Raw genomic sequence first — 20,944 nt, 5'->3', positions numbered from 1 at the left:
CTGCAGCGCGGCTGCGACGTGCAGCTTGATAAGAAGAGCGTGAAAGAAGGATCGATGTTCCATCGCCAGGCACGATGATTCGACTGGCTAAGCCGAGCCGTGCGTCAATCAGGATGCGTCCGCAAAGGAGCCCGAAAAACCAAGCTGGGCCGCGCTTTCAGTCTCGCCCGCCGCAATGGCGTAGTGCCAGACCAGCGCCGACAGGCTGAGCCACGCCGTGAACATGATCAGATAGGGCCACCGACGCGGCAACAGCCTTCTGACAAGCAACGTCGCGGCGGCAGTGCCGCCAAGGGCAAGCAGAACCGTAATGGCCGCGCGGGTGCCCGTACCGGTAAGCGCCATCTGGATCGCCACACTGGCCCATTGTGCAGGAAGCAAGACCAGAAGCCACCTCGGCAAGGCGCCCGGAATTGCTAAGGCCGTTGTCAGCATGGCCGCCTCACCCGCAACCACTGCGACGGCGATCCACCATCCTTTGTCAAATGCGCTGCGGGCGAACAGAGCGCCGCGTGCGGCGAAACTGAGACTAGCGATAACGACGGCAAGCAAGAGCGAGAGCGGATGCCTCACCGGCGACACGTCCAAGCCATAGGCGACGACAATGGCGCCCGCGCCTGACAAAAGGGCCAGTAGTACGCCAACCCACAAGCGCCCGGCCGCTGCCGCGCCGATCATGCCAGCCCCCATCATCCCGACCGACACAATCGCGCCAATAAATGAAGCCTGCGCGGTCGAACCGTGCGACGCAGCGACCATCACGCCCCCGATTGGGAGCGCCGCCCCAATCATCGCCGCGACAAACCATGCGAAATATGCCTGTGCAGGCCTCTGCAACTCGGAAGCGGGCGTCATAGTGGCGACAGTGGTCCAAGGGCTGGTCCATGTCGAGAAGCTAAGGCCTCCTATTTTCACCAATCGTGCCGCAGGTTTGCGCGGAGGACTCACAGCCCTGCCAGCAGGCGTATCCCGACCACCAGAACCAGCAGAGCTGTCAGCCACCGAATCCATTGCGGCGGAAGCAGGCGCGCTGCCATCAGGCTGCCGATCTGTCCGCCAATCACAACCGCAAGCATTAGCGGCAGTGCCGCACCGATGGCCTGGCCGAACAAGCCAGGGCCATTCTTGAGCAGTTGCCCAGCCAGCCCGAACAGCGAATTGACGAGGATGAACAGGCTCGCCGTGGCCGCGATCCCGCGTGGTTCGCTCCACCGTGCCAAATGCAGCAAGGGTGCCAGAAATATCCCGCCACCGATTCCCACAAGCCCCGCAAAATAGCCAAGCGGCGCTGCGGCGATCGGCATCCAGCGTGCGAGCATCGTTGGCGCGCCGTCCATGTTTTTGCGCAAGGGGATAAGCATCGACAGGCTCGTCAGTACGAGACTGGCACCAAGCAGGGAGAGGAATGTCACCTCCTTGATAGGCGTTAGTCCGCCCACAAAGCTGGCCGGTGCGCCAAGGGCCACGATCACAAGCGCCTTTTTCCACGGGACCAGCCCCGCACGCGCAAAGCGGATCGAACTGCCGACCACCACCAGAATGTTGCACGCCAGCGAAACCAGCGGCAACAACCGATAATCGAGCCCCGATAAAGCGAGGAGCGCCGAGTAGGTCGAACCGCCGCCAAAACCCACGCTGGCATACAGCAAAGCGGTGACAAGAAAGGCGAGCGCCAGAAGCGCCGGAACCGCCCCGATCATCACCGCCCCATCCTAGCGCGCCTCAGCGCCCGTCAGGCGATTTGCGGTGCGCTGATTGCGCCATGGCAATGCTTGTACTTGCTACCCGATCCACATGGGCACGGCGCGTTGCGGCTGATTTCCATGTTTGCATATGGATTGTCCGTGTTTGCCCCTCCCGGCCCCGATGCGGCGCGGGTGCTGCCCGCAAGCGAGCCGAACAGTTCTGGCCGCAGTTCCGAACCATCACCATCAGCCGAATTGTCGAGCCCAGTGAACGGATCAATGTGGCCGGTGAGAAAGTCAGGCAGATCGGGCAGGTTCTCCGTCTGGGGCGCTTCGATCCGTAATTCGGCCCGGAACAACACCTTCGTCACTTCCTCGCGCAGGGTTTCGAGCATCGTCTCGAACAGCGCGAACGCTTCCTGCTTGTATTCGTTGATCGGCTGCTTTTGCGCGATGCCGCGCATCCAGATCACCTGGCGCAGAGCATCAAGCGTGGCGAGGTGTTCTTTCCAGTGGTGATCAAGCTGGCGCAACAAAACATCCTTTTCGACCACGCGCCAGATCCCCGGATCGGATCGCGAAACCTTGGTCTCCGTCAGCTCGTCGGTCAGCGTGCGCAGCTTTTCTTCGATCAGATCGGGTTCGACTTCATCCTCGCCAAGCCAATCGTCAATCGGCGGCTCAAAGCCGAAAACCTCTTCGCTGCGCGCCTTGAGGCCAGCAACGTCCCACTGTTCGGGGTAGGAGCCGGGCGGGCACGCGGTGCCGACGATGGCATTTACCGTATCATGCCGCATATCAACCACCACATCGTCAACCGCCTCGGCGTCCATGATTTCGGCGCGCTGTTCATACACGACCTTGCGCTGGTCATTCATGACATCATCATACTGCACGACCTGCTTGCGCATGTCGTAGTTGCGCGATTCGACCTTCTTCTGCGCGGTTTCGATCGCTTTCGAAAGCCACTTGGACCCAATCGCCTCGCCATCGGCGAGGTTGGAGTTCATCATCTTGGAAAACAGCGTGTCCGGGCCAAAGATGCGCAGCAAGTCGTCTTCAAGGCACAGGTAGAACCGTGACAGGCCCGGATCGCCCTGACGACCCGAACGGCCGCGCAACTGATTGTCGATCCGGCGCGATTCGTGACGTTCGGTGCCCAGCACGAACAGCCCACCGGCCTGCTTGACCTGTTCCTTCTCCGCCGAAATCTCGGCCTTGATACGCGCTTCGGCTGCCTCGCGTTCGGGGCCTTCGGGCATATCGCCAAGTTCATCGAGAACGCGGTATTCTAGGTTGCCGCCCAATTGAATATCCGTCCCGCGGCCCGCCATGTTGGTCGCGATGGTCACCGCGCCCAACCGGCCAGCCTGCGCCACGATGCGCGCTTCCTGTTCGTGGAAGCGCGCATTCAGCACGGAATGTTCAACGCCTTCCTTGTCGAGATACTGGCTCAGCAGCTCGGACTTCTCGATCGACACGGTGCCGACCAGCACTGGCTGACCGATCAGCTGCTTTTCCCTGATCGCCTTGGCAATCGCGCCGAACTTGTCAGCGATGTTCTTGTAGAATTCGTCTTCATCGTCGATGCGCGCGACGGGAAGGTTGGTGGGGATCTCGACGACGCCGACCTTGTAAATGTCCCAGAACTCCGCCGCTTCTGTCGCGGCCGTTCCGGTCATGCCGGAAAGCTTGGGATACATCCGGAAATAGTTCTGGAAGGTGATCGATGCGAGCGTCTGGTTTTCCGGCTCAATCCGCACACCTTCCTTGGCTTCGACCGCCTGGTGAAGCCCGTTGGACCAGCGCCGCCCATCCATCATGCGGCCGGTAAATTCGTCAATGATGACGACCTTGTCATCCTTGACGATATAGTCGGTGTCCCGCTTGCGGCCGAAGTTGGCGACCAGTGCTTGATCGAGATGGTGGACGACCTGCGTGTTCTCCACATCGAACAGGTTTTCGGTGGCGAGCAAGCCCTTTTCAAGAAGCAGCTTCTCCACCTCTTCCATGCCATCTTCGGTCAGCTGGACGCGCTTGACCTTCTCGTCGATGTCGAGCCATTCGACCGGGATTTCGCGTGCCACCTGATCGAGCGAAACATACAGGTCAGACTTGTCCTCAGTCGGGCCAGAGATGATGAGCGGCGTGCGCGCTTCGTCGATCAGGATCGAGTCCACCTCATCGACAATCGCGAAGTTGAATGGCCGCTGCGCCATGGAGGCGCGTTCGTGCTTCATGTTGTCGCGCAGGTAATCGAAGCCGAATTCGTTGTTGGTGCCGTAAGTGATGTCGGCATTATAGGCATCGCGTTTGTACTCTTCTGGCATACCCGGGACGATCACGCCCACTGTCAGGCCAAGCCAATTGTAAAGCTTGCCCATCTCGGCCGCGTCGCGCCGGGCGAGGTAATCATTGACCGTGACGACGTGTACGCCCTTGCCTTCCAATGCGTTGAGATACACGGCCAGCGTCGCCATCAGGGTCTTGCCTTCGCCAGTGCGCATTTCGGCAATCTCGCCGCGATGAAGCACCAGGCCGCCGATCAACTGCACATCGAAATGCCGCATCCCGAAGACACGCACCGATGCTTCGCGCACGGTGGCAAAGGCCTCGGGCAAGATCTCCTCGAAGCTCGCACCCTTGTCGATCAGGCCGCGCAGCTTGACGGTCTGGTCTTGAAGTTCAGCATCACTCAGCGCCTGAAGCTGCGGCTCCAGCGCGTTGACCTGCGCGATCACCTTGCGCGCTGACTTGATGTAACGATCATTGGACGATCCAAAAACCGATTTGACGAGGTTGTTCAACATGATGGCAAACCTTTGATGCGGACGGCAGCCCGGCCAGCGGGCCCGAAACGGAGTATGGGGGATCGGCGCGCTGCCCTGAGGCACGGCGCGCCGGAAATCACGAGGCGATCACGAACAGCGCGCCTATTCGAAGGCGCGTTCGATCCCCATCAGGACTGGCAAGCGCAGCGATCCTGACTTGGCTGGCAAGGAGCGTGGCACTTCGATCGCACGCGAAGCGCTGATCGTGGCAGGCACTCGCTGCACCGCAACGCTTTCGCTCGCCGACATCTGCTCTCCGGCAGCAGCAGCAATACTCGACCCGCACGCCAGCGCCTCGGCCAGCGACGCCTGTGCTGGACTGCCGAACGCAGTCAGACCAGAAAGCAAGGCCAGAAAAGCGAGAATGTGCCGGGTCATCGCCAACCCAAATAGGCAATTTTGCGCGTTTCGTCCACCAGCTTTGCCGATTTACTGCGCGCACTCTCGGGCCTAGAGGCGTCCGCCATGCAGATTGATCGTTCACCGCTGGCCCGTCCCTTTCCTGAACTGCCCGCAATTGCAGGCGTAACTTTGCGCATCGCCCGCGCGCACTACAAAACCTGGGACCGTTGCGACCTCACCTTTGTCGAGCTTGCCGAAGGCACCAGCGTTGCGGGCGTCTTTACCAAAAGCGCCTGCGCGTCCTCCGAGGTTGAATTGGGCCGCGTGGCGGTCAAGCAGGGCCGTGCAAGGGCGCTGATCGTCAATGCGGGCAATTCTAACGCCTTTACCGGATGGCGCGGGCGAGAAGCTGTCGAAGCAATCCAGGCGCAGGTCAGCGATGCTTTGAATTGCCCACATGATGAGGTGTTCGTTTCCTCAACCGGTGTGATCGGCGTGCCGCTGCCCATCGACAAGGCCCGCGCCGGGATCGTCGCAGCCCTCGTAGCCGCACCGTGCGGCTGGGAAGAGGCCACCAACGCCATCGGTACCACGGACACCTTCGCCAAGGGCGCGGGCGCATCGGCGATGATCGGCGATACCCGCGTCGAATTGGCCGGGATCATCAAGGGAAGCGGCATGATCGCACCTGACATGGCCACGATGCTGGGCTACATCTTTACCGATGCCAATGTGGCGCCAGCGTTTCTGCAAGAGGCGCTGGAGCGCGCCAATGCCGCCACGTTCAGTTGCATCACCGTCGACGGCGACACCTCTACCAGTGATACGGTGATGGCGTTCGCTACGGCCAAGACAGGCCATGCCCGGATCGAGAGCTGGGACAGTCCCGGCGCCGATGCCTTTGCTGCGGCGCTGGCCGATGTATGCCGCAATCTGGCGCAACTGGTAGTACGGGACGGCGAAGGTGCGACCAAGTTCATCACCATCCGCGTGAGCGGCGCGTCAAGCGATGACAGCGCCCGCCGCGTCGGCCTTAGCATCGCAAACTCGCCGCTGGTGAAAACCGCGATTGCGGGCGAAGACGCCAATTGGGGCCGGGTTGTCATGGCAGTCGGCAAAGCAGGCGAGCCGGCCGACCGCGACACGCTTTCCATCGCGTTCGGCGGCGTCTGGGCCGCTCGCAATGGCCTGCCCGTGGAAGGATATGACGAAACCCCCGTCGCTGCGCATCTGAAGAGTGAGGAAATCGACATTGCGGTCGATCTGGGCCTTGACGCTAACGGACAAGAAGGAGGGCGGACCACGGTCTGGACCTGCGATCTTACGCACGGCTACATCGCGATCAATGCGGACTACCGGTCATGAGCCTCTCCGCGCTCGACGCCGAGATTCACGATCTGATGCGCTTTGCCGCGCAGCGTTCAATGCTGCCGCGCTTCCGCAACCTTGCCGCAGGCGAGGTGGAAATGAAGGGCATGGATGATCCCGTCACCATCGTCGATCGCGAGGTCGAAGCCTTCCTCACCGAAGCTCTGACGAAGCTTGCTCCCGGCGTGGCGGTCGTGGGTGAGGAAGCGGTTCACGCCGACAAAGCCGTGCTCGATCATCTCTCCGGCTCGTGCTGGATCATCGACCCGCTGGACGGCACCGCCAACTTCGCAGAAGGCAAAGCGCCGTTCGGGATCATCATTGCGCTGGCCGATGCAGGCGAAGCGGTCGCGGGGTGGATCTACGATCCGCTCAAGGCGCGATTTTGTCACACCCGGCGCGGCGAAGGCGCTTTCGTAAACGGCGATCCGATTGCCGCGCGCACCACGGGGCACCAACCGCCCGTCACCGCTGTAAGCCGCATCTTCCTCACCCCGGAGGAATCCGCGATGGTCGATGCAAAGCTCGCTCCGCATTACACGCTGGTCGATATCCCGCGCTGCGCCGCTGAACAATATCCGCGCCTCGCCTTGGGCGAGAATGATGTTTCCAGCTTCAAACGGACATTGGCGTGGGATCACGCAGCCGGCGTCTTGTGGCTTAACGAAGCCGGCGGGAAGGCCGCGCGGCTCGATGGCAGCGCCTACCGGGTGGATCAGCATGGCCGCGATGACACCCTAGAAGGTCTCGTCGGCGCGTCCAGCCCGGCAATCTGGGACGAATTCGTGGGCCGGGCTTTGGCCTAGAACGCTTTCCTACAGGCGGCCACGCTGCCAGCGTCGCCCGCATGACCCGCCCTGCCCGCTTTCCTGCCCCGATCAGCGCCGCTGACCTGAGGGCAGGATTTCCGCTTCAGGACAGTGTCTCATGTGTCTCCAACAGCCATGCGGTCAGACACAAAAGGGCAGCCGCAGGTCATGATTCAGAGTTCGCTTTCGAGCCAGGCCTTCAGCTGGCCCTTGGGCGCGGCGCCGAGCTTGCGGGCCACGGCCTCGCCATTCTTGAACAGCACCATCAGCGGGATCGACTGCACGCCCATCTGCGCCGCGATATCGGTGTTTTCCATGATGTCGATCTTGGCAATCTTCACCTGACCCGACAATTCGTCGCTGATTTCCTCCAATGCAGGAGCGATCATTTTGCACGGACCACACCAATCGGCCCAGAAATCCACCAGCACGGGCGTGTCGCTGTCCAGCACATCGGCCTGAAAGCTTGCATCAGTTACGTTGACAGTTGCCATAATCGTTATCTCCTTGTCCCGGCGGCCATTGCAGCGCCAGTTGTCTGATTGCAACTTAATGCGCGTGCGCGATCACTCAACATCGGGCAGTGACAAGGATTGCTGCGTGGTCTGCAACGCCTGCTTGTGCACGCCAAGCTTATCGGGCGGCAGATCGAGCATCATCGGCGCATGGGTGTAGAGCACACCAGCGCGCACTTCGCGGCCCGGATAGATCGCTTCCAGCGCCGCGACATAGGCCGCCATCTGGCGCAATGTCGCGATGGGAACTTCGGCGAGGCTCGCAGGTGGACGGCGCGTGGTCTTGAAGTCGACAACCGTAACCCGTCGTTCCTCGATCAACAACCGATCGACCGTGCCCGCAACCACCACACCATCGACCGTCGCCGCAAGTGGAACCTCTGCCAACGCCATGGGCGAGAACAGGGCAGCGAATTTCGGATGATCGAGCACGCCCAGCGCCGCGGCCAGCATATCCTCGCGCATGGTTGGGCCAAGATCAGCCGCCTGTCGTTCGAGCCATCCGCGCGCCAAAGCCTCGCGGTCCGGTCCGGCAACATCGGGGAGGCGTTCCAGCAGCTTGTGGATCAGGCTTCCGCGCCGGGCGGCGTGACGCGCCGCCTCGGGCGGCAGCGGTGGGGCTGCGCCGCCGTCTTCGCCCGCGCTCGACGGCGCGAGCGGGCGCGGCGGGCGCGGTTCGGGGCCAATCGGCGTTGTCATCCAGCGCGGCAGGACAGGTGTCACACCCTCCCCCACGGTGGCAGCATCATTCGGCACCAGCGGTTCGGCACGCTCGCCCCATTCCTTGCGCCAAGCCCACACGGGGTCGGCCAGTTCTTCGCCCTCGAACAGCGGTGCAAGGCGCGCATACCAGCTGTCATCATTCGGCACGCCCTTCTTGGCCTCGTTCTTGTTAAGCGAGCCGCCGATAAACAGTGCTTCTTCCGCCCGAGTCAGCGCCACGTAAAGCAGCCGCCAATGCTCCTGCAGTGCATCCGCCTTCTTGATCTCTTCCGCTTCGGCGATCCGGCCTTTCTTTTCATCCTTGCTGAGCGGCGGCAGCGGCACAGCGCGCTTGCGATCATTCGCGATCCCGAGCGGATCATCCTCCAACGAAAGGTCCCCCGGGTCACCCGGCGCACCGGTCGCATCGGCGAGGATCACGATCGGCGCCTGAAGCCCCTTGGAGCCGTGCACGGTCATAACCCGAACCTGACCGCGCGCACTGTCCGAATCACGCTTCAGATCGCCGGTTCCGGCATCGAACCACGTGAGGAAGCCGGCAAGGCTGGGCCAGTGTTCAGCTTCATAGGCGAAGGCTGCATTGATCAGTTCGTCAAGCGGGTCATTGGCTTCGGCCCCAAGCCGTTCGACGAGGCGCGCACGGCCCTCCCACGGACCGGTCAGCAGCCATGCAATCAGCGCCTGAGGAGTCTGATAATCGGCGCGGCGCAGCAGATCGCGCAGGCGTTCGGCGGTTTCGGCCACAAAAGGCGGCGCGTCACCGCGGCGCAGGTGATCCCACAGTCGGATCTTTTCCGGCCTTGGCACATGGGCGAGAATATCGTCTTGCGTCCAGCCGATCAGTGGCGAGGCCAGCAAATTGGCAAGCGAAAGATCATCCTGGGGTTGCGCAGCAAAGCGCAGCGCCGCCAGCACGTCTTTCACCACCAGTGGCGCGCCCAGTCGCAACCGGTCAACGCCCGCCACCGGCACGCCGCGCGCGTAAAGCTTGGCGACGATCTGAGCGGCAAGCTCCTTTCGCTGGCGCACCAGCACCATGATGTCGCCTGGCTGCGCATGGCGGCAGCTGCCCTTTGCAAGAACAAAGGGTTCCGCGCCGCTGACCCAGCGCTGCACCTGATCCGCGATGTTCTGCGCCAACAGCGTATCGTGACGCGGCAACCAATCACGATTGTCGCTATCGTCCGCGTCATCCGCATCCTCCGCCGCCTCGCCCTGCTCCGGGGCGACGGGAGGCCACAGCGTCACCAGACCCGGTCGATCGGCACCGACATGGCGTGCCGGCTCCTTATCGAGCCCGAATTCTGCGAAACCGAGCATCCCGATCATGCGATTGACGAAGCCGAGCACAATGTCGGCCGTGCGGAACGAACGACCCAGATCAAGATCCTGCCAGCCGGGCGCACGGCGGTTTACGCGGCCTTGGCGTATGCCGTCCTGCGCCGCTGTGATGCGCGCATGGACACGGGCCTTGGCGCTAGCGAAGTTTTCCGGGCTGGTGCCCTGAAAGCCGAAGATCGCCTGTTTGTAGTCGCCCACCGTGAAGATGGTGCGCAGCTTGTCCCCGCGCCCGCCTTCGCCTGCGAAAAAGTCGTCAATCAGCGCTTCGACAATGTCCCATTGGCTGCGATTGGTGTCTTGCGCTTCGTCGATCAGGATATGGTCGAAGTTCCGATCGAGTTTGTAGCGGATCCAGTCGGCTGCCTCGGACTGGTTGAGCAACGCGGCCGCCTTGCGGATCAGGTCGGAGAAATCGAGCAGGCCTTCGCGCGCCTTTCTCGCCTCCCAGCGGACGGCAAAGGCCCGGCCGATTTCGAGCGCGCTGGTCACGATTTCAGCGCAGGCGAGCAGAGAGCGCCGGTCTTCGTATTCTTGCAAAGCTTCGGCGATGTCACCCTGATGGCGCGGGAAATCCGGATCGTTCTTCGCCGCCCCCTTCATCTCGCGAGAAAGCCCATCCGCTTTCAGGATGGTTTTGCGGAAGCCCGATGCCGCCGCAACGCGCGCCGGCAGATCGAGCGGGAGCCATTGGCGGATGAATTTCGCGGCTTCCTCGCCGGTCTTGGCTTTCCAGCCATCGAGCGCGGGAAGCATCGCCAACAGAATATCATCAGGGAACAGGTCGGGATCAAGCGGGTCGCTCGCCCAAGACTCGTCCGCGTCGGCGGGCATTCCCAGGGTTTGGTGAACCCGCGACGCCATCGGCGATTGCCAGCCCGACGGCCCAGCCCACAGATCCTGCGCCTCGGCTGCGCGCATCAGCCACTTGTGCAGAGCCGCAGGGTCTTTGCGGGTAGTAAAGAGCGCAATGCCATCGAGAATGCGGACATCATGCGTGCGTTCAGCCTCTTCGAACAGATCGGTCAGCACGTCGCGCGCCAACAGTTCCCGGCTGCGATCGTCGAGCACCCGGGTGCCCGGAGCAAGGCCCGCTTCCTCGGGGAAATTGCCGATGAGGAATTGCGCAAAAGCGTGAATCGTATCGATCCGGAGGCCGCCGCCGGGGCAATCGAGCACGCTGGCAAACAGGCTGCGCGCCCGATCTTGCGTGGCTGGTCCGATGTCCGCACCCAGATAACCCAGCTCCTTGGCCAGCATCGTCGCTGGCAGCCGCACCCAGCGTGCCAGCACTGCGTTAATGCGGTTCGCCATCTCGGCGGAACCGGCCTTGGTGAAAGTCAGACACAGGATTTGCGACGGCGCGACATCCTCACGCAGCAGCAACCGGAGCACACGCGCTGACAGAACCTGTGTCTTGCCTGTCCCTGCCGAGGCTGAAAGCCAGACATTGTCTTCAGGGTCCGCCGCCAGCAGTTGGTTGTCCTGGAGCGGGAAAACGAGGCCACCTGCGCCGCTCATGTCGCGTCCTCGCCATGCTTGTCGGAACCTGTCATCCGCACCAGCCATTCGTCCAGCCGCATCAGTTGATCGTAATCGGTGTAACCCTTGTAATCGGGGTTTTCGCGGGCTTTGAAAGCGTCGGTGCCCTTGATGAAGCGACGGATGGCTTCGGAAAGCTTGGCGGTGTGATGCGGGAGGAACTGTTCGGGGAGGAGGCCCTTTTCCCTCGACGTGAGTTTCATGGGGCTCTGGCGCTTGCCGAACCCATCGTCCTTCTTCCCGAAGGACCAGTATTCGTATTCGCTCGACGCGCCTTGCACGATATCGCCCGTTTTCCTGTCAGCAAATCGTCCGTGCTGCGCAATGAGGCCTAGCAATCCAAGTTGCAGGGCAAAACCTGCCTCAACTTCGGCTTTGGTTGGGACGCGTCCTGTCTTGTAGTCAACCACGGCCAACGTTCCGTCGGCCATGCGATCAATCCGGTCCGCGCGGCCCTGCACTTTCACCCCGTCAAAGGTCATTTCCCCATCAATCTCGGTGGCCAGCACAGTCCGACCCTTGTCCGCGGCGTTCTCTGCCAACCAGTGATCGAACCGCTCCAGCGCCGCGATCAGTCGCGGTTGCCACAGTGCACGGAACAGGGGATGGACGCGCTCGTCAGCGAAATGTGCAGCGGCAAAGGGCACAAGCGCGAGGTGCGGGTCATCCCGCTTTGTCCTATGCCACTTGTCGAGAAGGTCGTGCACCAGCGTGCCGCGCAGCGCCGGATCGCTGAAGGGATCGGCGGCGAGCGGCTGCAATTGCCGCAGATTGAGGATTGCCTGCGCGTAAAACTGGTAGGGATCGCCCAGCAGCCGGTCGAGCGCCGTGACCTTGATCGGCACATCGCGTTGTCTTGGCGAAGGATCGGGCGCAGGACGGGGGTATTCCGGCGCGGCCGGGCGCATCCGATCAAGGTGCGGCAAAAGTGCCGAGATCGCGCGCTCGCGATGCTCTTTGTCCAGATCATCGCCAAGCAGCGCCTCGACCCGCAGCAGAAAGCGTGACGGCAGCGTCGGCCCTTCGGCATCGCGTGCCGCGCGGCTCAGCACCACCTCTGGCGCGCCCATGGCTCCGGCGAGATCGTGGGCGGCCAAGCCAATCCTGAACTCTGCTCCGGGTACGCCCAGCGCCCGCAATATTGCAGGCGCCAGCAACGCATCAGCGCCGGGCGGCTGCGGCCATGTGCCTTCGTTGAGCCCACCGCAGATCACCAGATCAGCGCGGGCCATGCGCGCTTCGAGCAAACCGTAGATGGCAACGCGTGGGTGACCGCCGTAGCCGGGACGCACCGCAACCGCCTCCATGCAATCGCGAAGTATGCCTGCCACATCGGCAGTTTCGATTGTCGTCCCCGCGGCTAAAGCCTGTCCGCGCAGTTCTTCGATCATCGCGCCGAGTGCGCGGCCATCTTCGCGCTCCCATACCAAGGTATGGGCGAAGGCCTCAGCCGCATCTGACAACGAGCTAAGCGCATCAGCCAGCGGTATGTCCTGCGGCCAGTCAAGCAGCGGTTCGAGTAGACGTTCAGCCTCAGCCCACCAATCGTCAATCCCGGCCTTTGCGGCAATCTTGCGCAAGCTGGCCATGCCGGGTGCCGGCGAAGGCCCGCGCAAACGGCGGTCAAAGGCACGTGCGCCCGTGAGCCACGCCTGCCTCGCCTCGGTATCGTGGCCGCGTACGAGCGGATGCGCAAAGGCCGCGACAAGATGAGAGGGATCCGGGCCGTTTGCAGCAATTTCGGCAAGCAAGCCAAAAAGCCGGCCAGCCGGGGTCAACGCCAGCGGGCGCCAGGCCGAATCGTCGGCGGTGATGTTCCAGCGTTCCAGATGCTGCCCCACGCGTCGGGCAAGACCGCGATCTGCCGTGACAACCGCGATGCGCTTTTCAGGTTGCTCCAGTGCCTCGCGCACGAGCAGCGCAATCGCCTGGGCTTCTTCCTCGATCGTGGCATTGGAAAGCAGGCGCACCCCGGCCAACCGCCGCCGATCAGATCCCAGGTCGATCCAGGTACGGCTCGCTTGCGGGGGAAGGAACAGCGAAGAAATTGCGCGAGTTCGTGCCGGTTCTGCCGCCGCGGCGCCGCGTCGGTGCCACGGCAGAACCTCGGCACGGTTCACGCCCATGCGATTGAGCAGCAATTTGAGATGATATTGCGGATGGCTGAGCGCATCGCCGGATGCGAAGACCGTGCCGCCGGGTTCCTCGGACGCCCCGGCAAGTCCAAGCTCGGCCCACGCGTCGTCATCCATCGCCAGATCGAGATCGGGCAGCACCACTGCGCCTTCGGGCAGTTCCGCGACCACCCGCAACAGCCGCGCAAGGGAGGGCGCCGCGCTGGTCACGCCTGCGGCAACAAGCGGGTGAGCCGGCGGCGTATCTCTCCATCGGCGCGCGGCGCGATCAAACAGGAGGTTACGCCGGGTTGCCGCATCGACTTCACCGCGATCGGCCAGCGCGGTCTGCCAACGGGCATTCACGCGCGCAAACAGGCGGATCGAACGCTTCCAGTGATCGGCCAGATTGCCGAGCTGATCGAGCACAGGATCGGCCCACAGATCGTCCGGAGCTTTTTCTTCAACCAGAAGACGATCCATCGTTCGCGCCATTTCACGCGCAAGATTAAGGCGTGCGCAGCCAGGCAGCGGGTCCATGCCCTCAGCGGCGCGCTCTTCTGCAATCAGCCGATCGAGCATAAGCCAGCGCGCCATGGGATCACACGCCGGCGGAATATCGCCCGCGCCCAGCGGATCGAGCGCCGCGCCCAGCTTTTCGTCCAGATCGAGATCGCCCACGGCAATCATCCGCGGCATCAGCAGGCCGCCCTCGCCCGTTTCCCCGGCGTGGCGAATGAAAGCTTCGGACAATGTGCGCGCGGCGCGGCTGGACGGAACCAGCAAGGTCAGCCGCGCAAGACCGAAGCCAGGTTCGCGGTATCGCGGCACAAGGCCTGCCACCAGCGCATCAGCGAAGCCCCGGTGAGCGGCGATGGAATAAACGAGCGGGCCAATCCTGCGCGGTTCAGCCACCTTGCAACGCCTCCTCGGTCGGCCGAATGGCCTGCGGCGTGCCGACTTCGAACCACCGACCGGTAAAGTTGAGGCCGTAAAGCCGCCCCTCATTGATGGCTCGGTCCCAAAGAACGTTGGTGGAGAACGGTCCATCAGGCGGATCGCGCAATAGGCGGTGGCTTACCAATTGAATGCCTGTGAAGATGAACGGCGCAATCCGACCATCGCTGCGGCGGGAAATCCGTCCGAGTGGGTCCATGTGAAAATCGCCAGGGCCATGGAAGTTGGCTGCGCGTGCATGGGGAACGACCAGCAACAGCGCATCCATCGCTTTAGGATCCCAGCGGCGCGACAGGTCGTGGAAGGCATTTTTTGGGCCGTCCAGCCAGATGTTGTCAGCATTCAGCGCGAAGAACGGATCGGGCAGGTGCGAGAGGGCCTTGACCATTCCAGCCCCGGTTTCCAGCAACACCGCACGCTCGTCCGACACGGTCACTTTCGGGGCAGCGCGGGCCTTCACGTGGGACTCGAGCGCGTCGGCGAGGTAGTGGACATTCACAACCGCGCGCGCCACGCCGGCTTCGTCCAGGCGGTCCAGCGCATGATCGATAAGCGCCTTGCCCGCCACCCGCACCAATGGCTTGGGCTGGCTCGCAGTGAGCGGACGCATCCGTTTGCCCATTCCCGCTGCAAGGATCATTGCCGTGTCAGAGGCGAGCTGGCCGGAACTCATGAGCCAAAGGCACCATTGGCGGTGCGAAGATCATCGGGGATATTGGCATCGAACCAAGCCGCAACCGGGGCAAGTGCGGGATGCGCCAAGTCGCGTTCAAGCGCAGCCCAGACCCTCGGGATCATCGTCAGATACTTGGGCTTGCCATCGCGGCGGTTCAACCTGGTGAAAATGCCGATAATCTTGGCGTTTCGTTGCGCGCCAAGCGTGGCGTAATCAGCGAGGAATGCAACGCCGACTCCTCCAGCCCCTTCGACATAATGCAACAGCATCGCGTCCTCGAGTTCAGCCGGCACATCGCGCCTCGCATCTTGCAGCAGCGACACCAGATCATAGGCCGGGTGTCCCACCATCGCGTCCTGAAAATCGATCAAGCCCTGCGGCGCGGTGGCTTTGCTGCCGAGCAACATGATGTTTTCGGCATGATAATCGCGCAGCACTGTGACGCCGGGCGTTTGGCGCGAAACAACCGGCAGCAGCACCTCGTTCCACGCAGCAGCGTAACCTACCGCATCAACCGCAAGCCCCTGCGCAGGGCAAAACCAGTCGGTGAATAGCGCCGCCTCGCGCTGATAGGTCGCCATATCATAGGGCGCAAAAGGTCCAGGTGGCAGCCGGTGCAATGCAATCAGCGCATCAATCGCGGCGGTGTAAGCAGACTCCTCATCGCTGGGAAAATCATCAAGCCAGTCGCGCATCCGATCATCACCGAAATCCTCCGTCAGCACCCATCCTTGGACTGCGTCTTCTGCCAGAATTGCCGGCGCGCGCATCCTGTTGGCATTGAGCCAATGCGCCACATCGAGAAAGGGTGCGGGGTCTTCATGCGGCGGCGGCGCGTGCATGAGCATCGCGGTGTCATCCCCGCGCGCAAGCCGGAAATAACGACGAAACGAGGCATCGCCCGGCAATGGGGCAATCTCGGCGTCATCCCATCCGGCTCGGGCAACAAACTCGATTAGGCCTTGGGGAAGTTCACTCATGGCATCCGCCCTACCCAATCCGCGCCCCCGCGGGCAATTGCAATCCGCCCGCCTTCCCCGCTTTCTCCAACGGGTTCAAGGCTGACAGACAAACACCCTGGCTCATGTGCAAAGCCGCCCGCGTGATCAGGCCATTCTGCCAGAAGCGCCGCGCCCTCGCGATAATCATCCAGTCCGATTTCAGCGAGTTCGGAAGGGTCTTGCAGCCGATAAAAATCGGCGTGAACAACCGGCAGCCTCAGCGACGGCGATTCATAGGTTTCGATAATGGTGAAGGTCGGCGAAGGAACCTCGCCATCATGGCCGAGAGCGGCAATGATCGCACGTGCCAGCGTGGTTTTGCCCGCCCCCAACCCGCCGGTCAGCGCCACCACATCACCGGCCCGCAACCGCTTGGCGATTGCTGCGCCGTAAGCCGCCATAGACGGTAGGTCGGGAAGGCTAGACTGCAGCTCCGTCACGGCAAGCGGATCGTCGCAGTAGTGCCCGCGCCCTTGCGGCTGTCGATCTCAAGCGTCCCGTCATGCGCGGCGATGAGTTGCCGGGCGAGCGGAATGCCAAGCCCTGTCCGGCGCTCAGGCGTGCCTTCGCTGATGGGCTTTACCCCGCCCTGCGCCCGAGCAAGCTCCTGCGAGGTCATGCCACGGCCATTATCGGCAATGCTGATTTCCATACCCCAATCGGTTCCTTCAGAGGCCTTCCTGATCTCGATCACAATACGTCCGCCTTGAGGTGTGCCGACCACCGCGTTGTCGATCAGATTGCCAATGGCGCGGCCCAATTGTCGTGGATCCGCCTCTATGACACGTCCCCGGCGGCCCTTGAGATCAAGGCTGAGCGCGGCCGCAATAATGGCGGTTTCGCGCTCACGCACCAAGGTCGTCAAGAAATCGAGAACATCGAGGCGCTCCTTGCGGATCGGCAGCAGCCCTGCCTCGCTTTGCGAAAGGTCGAGCACGTTTTCCACCTGTTCGGTGAGACGAACGACCGCGCTGAGGATCGCGTCGACGTATTCGCTGGCAGCTTGCGGATCGGCGGCAGCGCCGCTTTTCAGCAATTCGGCAAAACCGCCAATCGTCGTCAGCGGCGTGCGGAATTCGTAAGACATATTAGCGAGGAAGCGAGCCTTGACGGCATCGGCTTCCTCCAACGCCTCGGCGCGCTCGCGCAAGGCCTGCTCAGCTTTTTGCGAAGCGGTAATATCGAGCACTGTCAGAAGTCCGTTGCCATCGGGCAATGGAATACCGGCAAATCGCAGGGTCCGGCCATCGGCGAGTTCCACCTGCCCACCCTTTTCGCGGCGATCGAGCGTCGCTGCGCGCACAGCGGCACCGATCAATCCTGCATCGTCGGGACGCACCAGATTGAGCCCGATCGCACGCAGCAACTCATCTGCGCTCGGGTGGAGATCGAGAAATTCGGGCGTCAGGCCCCATGTGCCGGCAAAGCTGCGGTTCCAAAGCTGAACTGATCCATCGGGAGCGAAGATCGCGAGTGCTTCGAACAGGCTGTCCAGCGTTGCTGTGCGCGTACGCAACAGCGTGTCGCGCACAGCAGACAGGGCAAGGCTTTCTGTCCGATCTTCGGTGAGCAGAACAAGACCGCCATCAGGCATAGGCTGGGCGACTATGCGAAGGTGTGTGCCACCGGGCAGAGGCCATGCCTCTTCGAGAGTGTCCTGCATGCCGAACCAGGCGGTACGCTCACGCCGCCATTCGGGGAAATCGCGCACCTCAGGCGTACGCCCACGCTCACGCGCCTCGGCAAGAAACCTCTGGAACGGAGTATTGGCATCGACCGCTTCTTCGGCGAGAGAAAACAACCTTCGAAACGGGCGATTGGCAAAGGTCAGGCGTTCTTCGCTATCAAACAGCGCGACTCCGACCGATAACTGATCGAGAAGGGCTCGCTGCGCATCGCGGAACGCGCGAAATTCTCGTGCGACCTGCTGTTGTTCTTCAATGTCGATGGCGTAGCCTGCCACACCTTCCGGCCCAAGCGGAAGATCGCTCACTCTTAGCGTTCGGCGTGCGCCGTGGATGGTGGCGGCGATGATTCGTTCGGATTTATCTTGACTTTCCAAGGTGCCAAGGGCGACATCGGCGGGAGATTTCCCGTCTTCGGGCTCAAGCAATTCGATTTGTCCCTGTACGACTTCCGCGGCAGTAAGCGCACCGACGGCATCGACATAGGCTTGATTGACCAATTGGAGGGTCAGGTCCGAACCGCGAAACCACATAGGCATAGGCGCTGCCTCAATCAGTCCCACCAGCGCAGCAAAATCGCCGGTCGCGCGCGCGGCTGCCGAACGTAGGCGCGCCATTTCAGCATGACTGTCGGTAAAGTCGAAGACCCACACAAGCGCCGCGCCGCCAGGAGAGACCTGCGGATCCGCTAACGTACCGTACAGCGCCAGGCTGCGTTGCGCATCTGGGAGATTGATCGCCATACGAAAAGGCGTCGCGCTTTTCTGAGTGATTTGGACCTTGGCCCAAAGCTGATCGATCTGCGCCTGCGTGAGACCGCCACCTTTGGGCTTTCCCACAGGCGTGGCAAGCTCGGACAAATATCGTGGCATCGTGGCCAGACCGAGCATCCGTGCTAATTTATCAGGCGCTTCAAGACGCCCATCGACACGTACCAACAAAGGCAAAGCTGGCGCCACATCGAGCAGTACCTGCATCCGCTTGAGACTGGTCCTCATCGCCTTGGAACGCTTCACGCTCTGATTGGCGCGCAACACAATGATCGCCGCCCCTACCGCCCAGGCAGCCAGAACGAGTGCAAACAGCACCAATGAGAGAGGCGAAAGTTCCATCACCCAACCGCTATGCGGGCGCGGGCGGGAGTGCAACGGGGGATAGCATTGTCCGCCCCCAGCCCCGTGATAAATCGGGGTGGAAGCGGACAATGGACATCACTTAGTAGCGGTAGTGATCAGGCTTGAAAGGTCCAGCCTGCGGTACGCCGATGTAACTTGCCTGCTTGCTGCTAAGCTCGGTCAGCTTCACGCCAAGCTTTTCAAGATGCAGCGCTGCGACCTTTTCGTCGAGATGCTTGGGCAGAACGTAGACATCGTTCTGATATTCGTCTGCCTTGGTGAACAGTTCGATCTGCGCCAAGGTCTGATTAGTGAAGCTTGCGCTCATCACAAAGCTCGGGTGACCAGTGGCACAGCCAAGGTTCACCAAACGGCCTTTCGCAAGGATCAGGATCGACTTACCATCGGGGAATGTCACGAGATCAGTGCCTTCCTTGATTTCCTTCCAATTGTAATTGGAAAGCGCGGAAATCTGGATTTCACTGTCGAAGTGACCGATGTTGCAGACAATTGCCATCGGCTTCATGTTCATCATGTGATCAGCGGTGATCACGTCTTCATTGCCGGTGGCCGTGACGAAGATGTCAGCGCGCTTGATGGCGTCTTCCATGGTGACAACTTCAAAGCCGTCCATCGCTGCCTGAAGCGCGCAGATCGGGTCGATTTCCGTCACCATCACACGGGCGCCGCCGTCGCGTAACGAGGCTGCCGAACCCTTGCCGACATCGCCATATCCGGCAACGCAGGCAACCTTGCCGGCGAGCATGACATCCGTTGCGCGGCGGATCGCGTCGACCAGCGATTCCTTGCAGCCATAGAGGTTGTCAAACTTCGACTTGGTAACGCTGTCGTTTACATTGATCGCCGGGAAAGGCAGCTTGCCCTGCTTGGCGATCTGATAAAGCCGCATGACGCCGGTGGTGGTTTCTTCCGAAACGCCCTTGATCGCCTTGACGGTCTTGGTGAGGTAGCCCGGTCGTGCAGCCACAAAGGCCTTCAAGGCGCGCTGGAATTCAACTTCTTCATCGTTGGTGGGCTTGCCCATTTCCTCGCCCGCTTCAAGGCGCGCGCCCCACAGCGCGAACATGGTGGCATCGCCGCCATCGTCGAGGATAAGATTGCAGGTGAGGTCAGGATTTTCATCGGTGGCCCAATCGAAGATGCGGCCAACGTAATCCCAGTAATCGGCCAGCGTTTCGCCCTTGATTGCGAACACCGGAATGCCGCTTTCGGCGATCGCGGCCGCTGCATGATCTTGGGTCGAGAAGATGTTGCAAGTCGCCCAGCGCACTTCGGCGCCCAGCGCGACGAGGGTTTCGATCAAGACTGCGGTCTGGATCGTCATGTGAAGCGAGCCGGTGATACGCGCGCCTTTGAGAGGCTGAGCAGCGCCGTATTCGTCACGCAATGCCATCAGGCCGGGCATTTCAGTTTCAGCGATCTGGATTTCATCGCGGCCGAAACGAGCCAGCGCGATGTCCTTGATCACATATTCATGTGTGGGGGCGGCAGCGAGGGTAGCCATAAATCATATCTCCTTAGCGCAGCGCCGCACAAGTGATTGCAGCAGTCTGCTTACGACCCAGCTCCTAGCGGTAAGGGCAGTCCGAAGCAAATATAAACTTATCTTTATATGTCTAATTGTTGCCCGCACGGCAGCACCCGTTATAGAGATCGTCTGGCACATCGCAGATATGAGGATACCCAAACCATGACGATTTCCGTTGGCGACAAAATCCCCGAAGTCACACTTGTCAAAGCAACTGCCGAAGGTCCGCAGGCCGTCAAGTCGTCTGATTATTTCGCCGGAAAGCGGGTCGCGTTGTTCTCGGTCCCGGGCGCGTTCACCCCGACGTGTTCGGCTAAGCACCTTCCGGGCTTCGTCGGTAAGGCGGGTGACCTCAAGGCCAAGGGCGTTGACGAAATCATTGGGACTGCAGTGAATGATGCCTTCGTCATGGGGGCGTGGAACCAAGCCTCGGGCAGTGACGACATCACCATGCTGGCGGATGGAAATGCCGAATTCGTCGACGCGATCGGTCTAACCATGGACGGCTCGGGCTTTGGCATGGGCAAGCGCGGCCAGCGATTCTCGATGGTCATCAATGATGGTGTGGTCGAGCAGCTCAATGTCGAAGCGCCGGGCGACTTCAAGGTGTCAAGCGCCGATCACATGCTCGGGCAGCTCTGAGCCTCTCGACCTTTTGATTTTAAAGGGGGCGCTTTTCAAAACCGGAAAGCGC

At 61.7% G+C, this 20,944-nt stretch carries 15 protein-coding genes; 3 read left to right on the top strand and 12 right to left on the bottom strand.

All coding sequences use genetic code 11. The features are described from left to right. Positions 1-108 precede the first annotated feature (108 nt). From ACRANW_RS08870 to ACRANW_RS08855, 4 genes are all read right to left on the bottom strand, one after another. Positions 109-855, bottom strand: coding sequence for a hypothetical protein (locus ACRANW_RS08870; protein WP_479431448.1), 747 nt, complete (start codon positions 853-855; stop codon positions 109-111). Positions 856-944: 89 nt separating this feature from the next. Then, a complete protein-coding gene (locus ACRANW_RS08865; protein ID WP_479433905.1) occupies positions 945-1,700 on the bottom strand; it encodes a sulfite exporter TauE/SafE family protein in 756 nt (251 codons plus the stop codon). Between the two features lie 32 nt (positions 1,701-1,732). Continuing rightward, on the bottom strand, positions 1,733-4,495 hold the full coding sequence (gene secA / locus ACRANW_RS08860) for a preprotein translocase subunit SecA (RefSeq protein WP_479431447.1): 2,763 nt from the start codon (positions 4,493-4,495) through the stop codon (positions 1,733-1,735). 123 nt (positions 4,496-4,618) lie between these two features. Beyond that, positions 4,619-4,894 carry a hypothetical protein gene (locus ACRANW_RS08855; RefSeq protein ID WP_479431446.1) on the bottom strand — a complete coding sequence of 92 codons (276 nt, stop codon included), beginning with the start codon at positions 4,892-4,894 and terminating at the stop codon, positions 4,619-4,621. A gap of 87 nt (positions 4,895-4,981) precedes the next feature. Between ACRANW_RS08855 and argJ the strand changes: the two genes are divergently transcribed. After that, positions 4,982-6,223, top strand: coding sequence for a bifunctional glutamate N-acetyltransferase/amino-acid acetyltransferase ArgJ (gene argJ / locus ACRANW_RS08850; protein WP_479431445.1), 1,242 nt, complete (start codon positions 4,982-4,984; stop codon positions 6,221-6,223). Then, entirely contained in the window at positions 6,220-7,032 is an 813-nt protein-coding gene (locus tag ACRANW_RS08845; RefSeq protein WP_479431444.1) for an inositol monophosphatase family protein, read from the top strand. Before argJ ends, ACRANW_RS08845 begins: the two co-directional genes overlap by 4 nt. A 176-nt stretch (positions 7,033-7,208) precedes the next feature. Here ACRANW_RS08845 and trxA read toward each other — a convergent pair whose 3' ends face one another. The 8 genes from trxA to ahcY all read right to left on the bottom strand — a co-directional run bounded on the left by trxA (position 7,209) and on the right by ahcY (position 20,226). Then, a complete protein-coding gene (gene trxA, locus ACRANW_RS08840) occupies positions 7,209-7,529 on the bottom strand; it encodes a thioredoxin (RefSeq protein WP_479431443.1) in 321 nt (106 codons plus the stop codon). Positions 7,530-7,601: 72 nt separating this feature from the next. Further along, positions 7,602-11,132, bottom strand: a complete 3,531-nt coding sequence (addA, locus tag ACRANW_RS08835) for a double-strand break repair helicase AddA (protein ID WP_479431442.1) — start codon at positions 11,130-11,132, stop codon at positions 7,602-7,604. Next, the gene (gene addB / locus ACRANW_RS08830) at positions 11,129-14,182 is read right to left on the bottom strand and encodes a double-strand break repair protein AddB (protein ID WP_479431441.1); all 3,054 of its coding nucleotides are present in this window, start codon (positions 14,180-14,182) and stop codon (positions 11,129-11,131) included. Before addB ends, addA begins: the two co-directional genes overlap by 4 nt. Further along, positions 14,175-14,897: a nucleotidyltransferase family protein gene (locus ACRANW_RS08825; protein WP_479431440.1), complete on the bottom strand. Its 723-nt coding sequence runs from the start codon at positions 14,895-14,897 to the stop codon at positions 14,175-14,177. Before ACRANW_RS08825 ends, addB begins: the two co-directional genes overlap by 8 nt. Beyond that, the gene (locus ACRANW_RS08820) at positions 14,894-15,880 is read right to left on the bottom strand and encodes an aminoglycoside phosphotransferase family protein (protein ID WP_479431439.1); all 987 of its coding nucleotides are present in this window, start codon (positions 15,878-15,880) and stop codon (positions 14,894-14,896) included. The genes ACRANW_RS08825 and ACRANW_RS08820 overlap by 4 nt, the downstream gene beginning before the upstream one ends. Then, positions 15,877-16,332, bottom strand: coding sequence for a tRNA (adenosine(37)-N6)-threonylcarbamoyltransferase complex ATPase subunit type 1 TsaE (gene tsaE / locus ACRANW_RS08815; RefSeq protein WP_479433904.1), 456 nt, complete (start codon positions 16,330-16,332; stop codon positions 15,877-15,879). Before tsaE ends, ACRANW_RS08820 begins: the two co-directional genes overlap by 4 nt. Positions 16,333-16,337: 5 nt before the next feature. Beyond that, positions 16,338-18,698, bottom strand: a complete 2,361-nt coding sequence (locus ACRANW_RS08810) for a PAS domain-containing sensor histidine kinase (RefSeq protein WP_479431438.1) — start codon at positions 18,696-18,698, stop codon at positions 16,338-16,340. Between the two features lie 103 nt (positions 18,699-18,801). After that, positions 18,802-20,226 (bottom strand): adenosylhomocysteinase, encoded by a 1,425-nt coding sequence (gene ahcY / locus ACRANW_RS08805; protein WP_479431437.1) that lies wholly within the window; start codon positions 20,224-20,226, stop codon positions 18,802-18,804. A gap of 186 nt (positions 20,227-20,412) precedes the next feature. Here ahcY and ACRANW_RS08800 point away from each other — a divergent pair, with 186 nt between their 5' ends. Next, positions 20,413-20,892, top strand: a complete 480-nt coding sequence (locus tag ACRANW_RS08800) for a redoxin family protein (RefSeq protein WP_479431436.1) — start codon at positions 20,413-20,415, stop codon at positions 20,890-20,892. The last annotated feature ends 52 nt before the right edge of the window (positions 20,893-20,944 follow it).

Source organism: Erythrobacter sp. 'gip.4 top 5' (genome assembly GCF_056495765.1).
The sequence above is the reverse complement of the archived record's forward strand: the minus strand, read 5'-3'. Positions and strand labels throughout refer to the sequence as shown.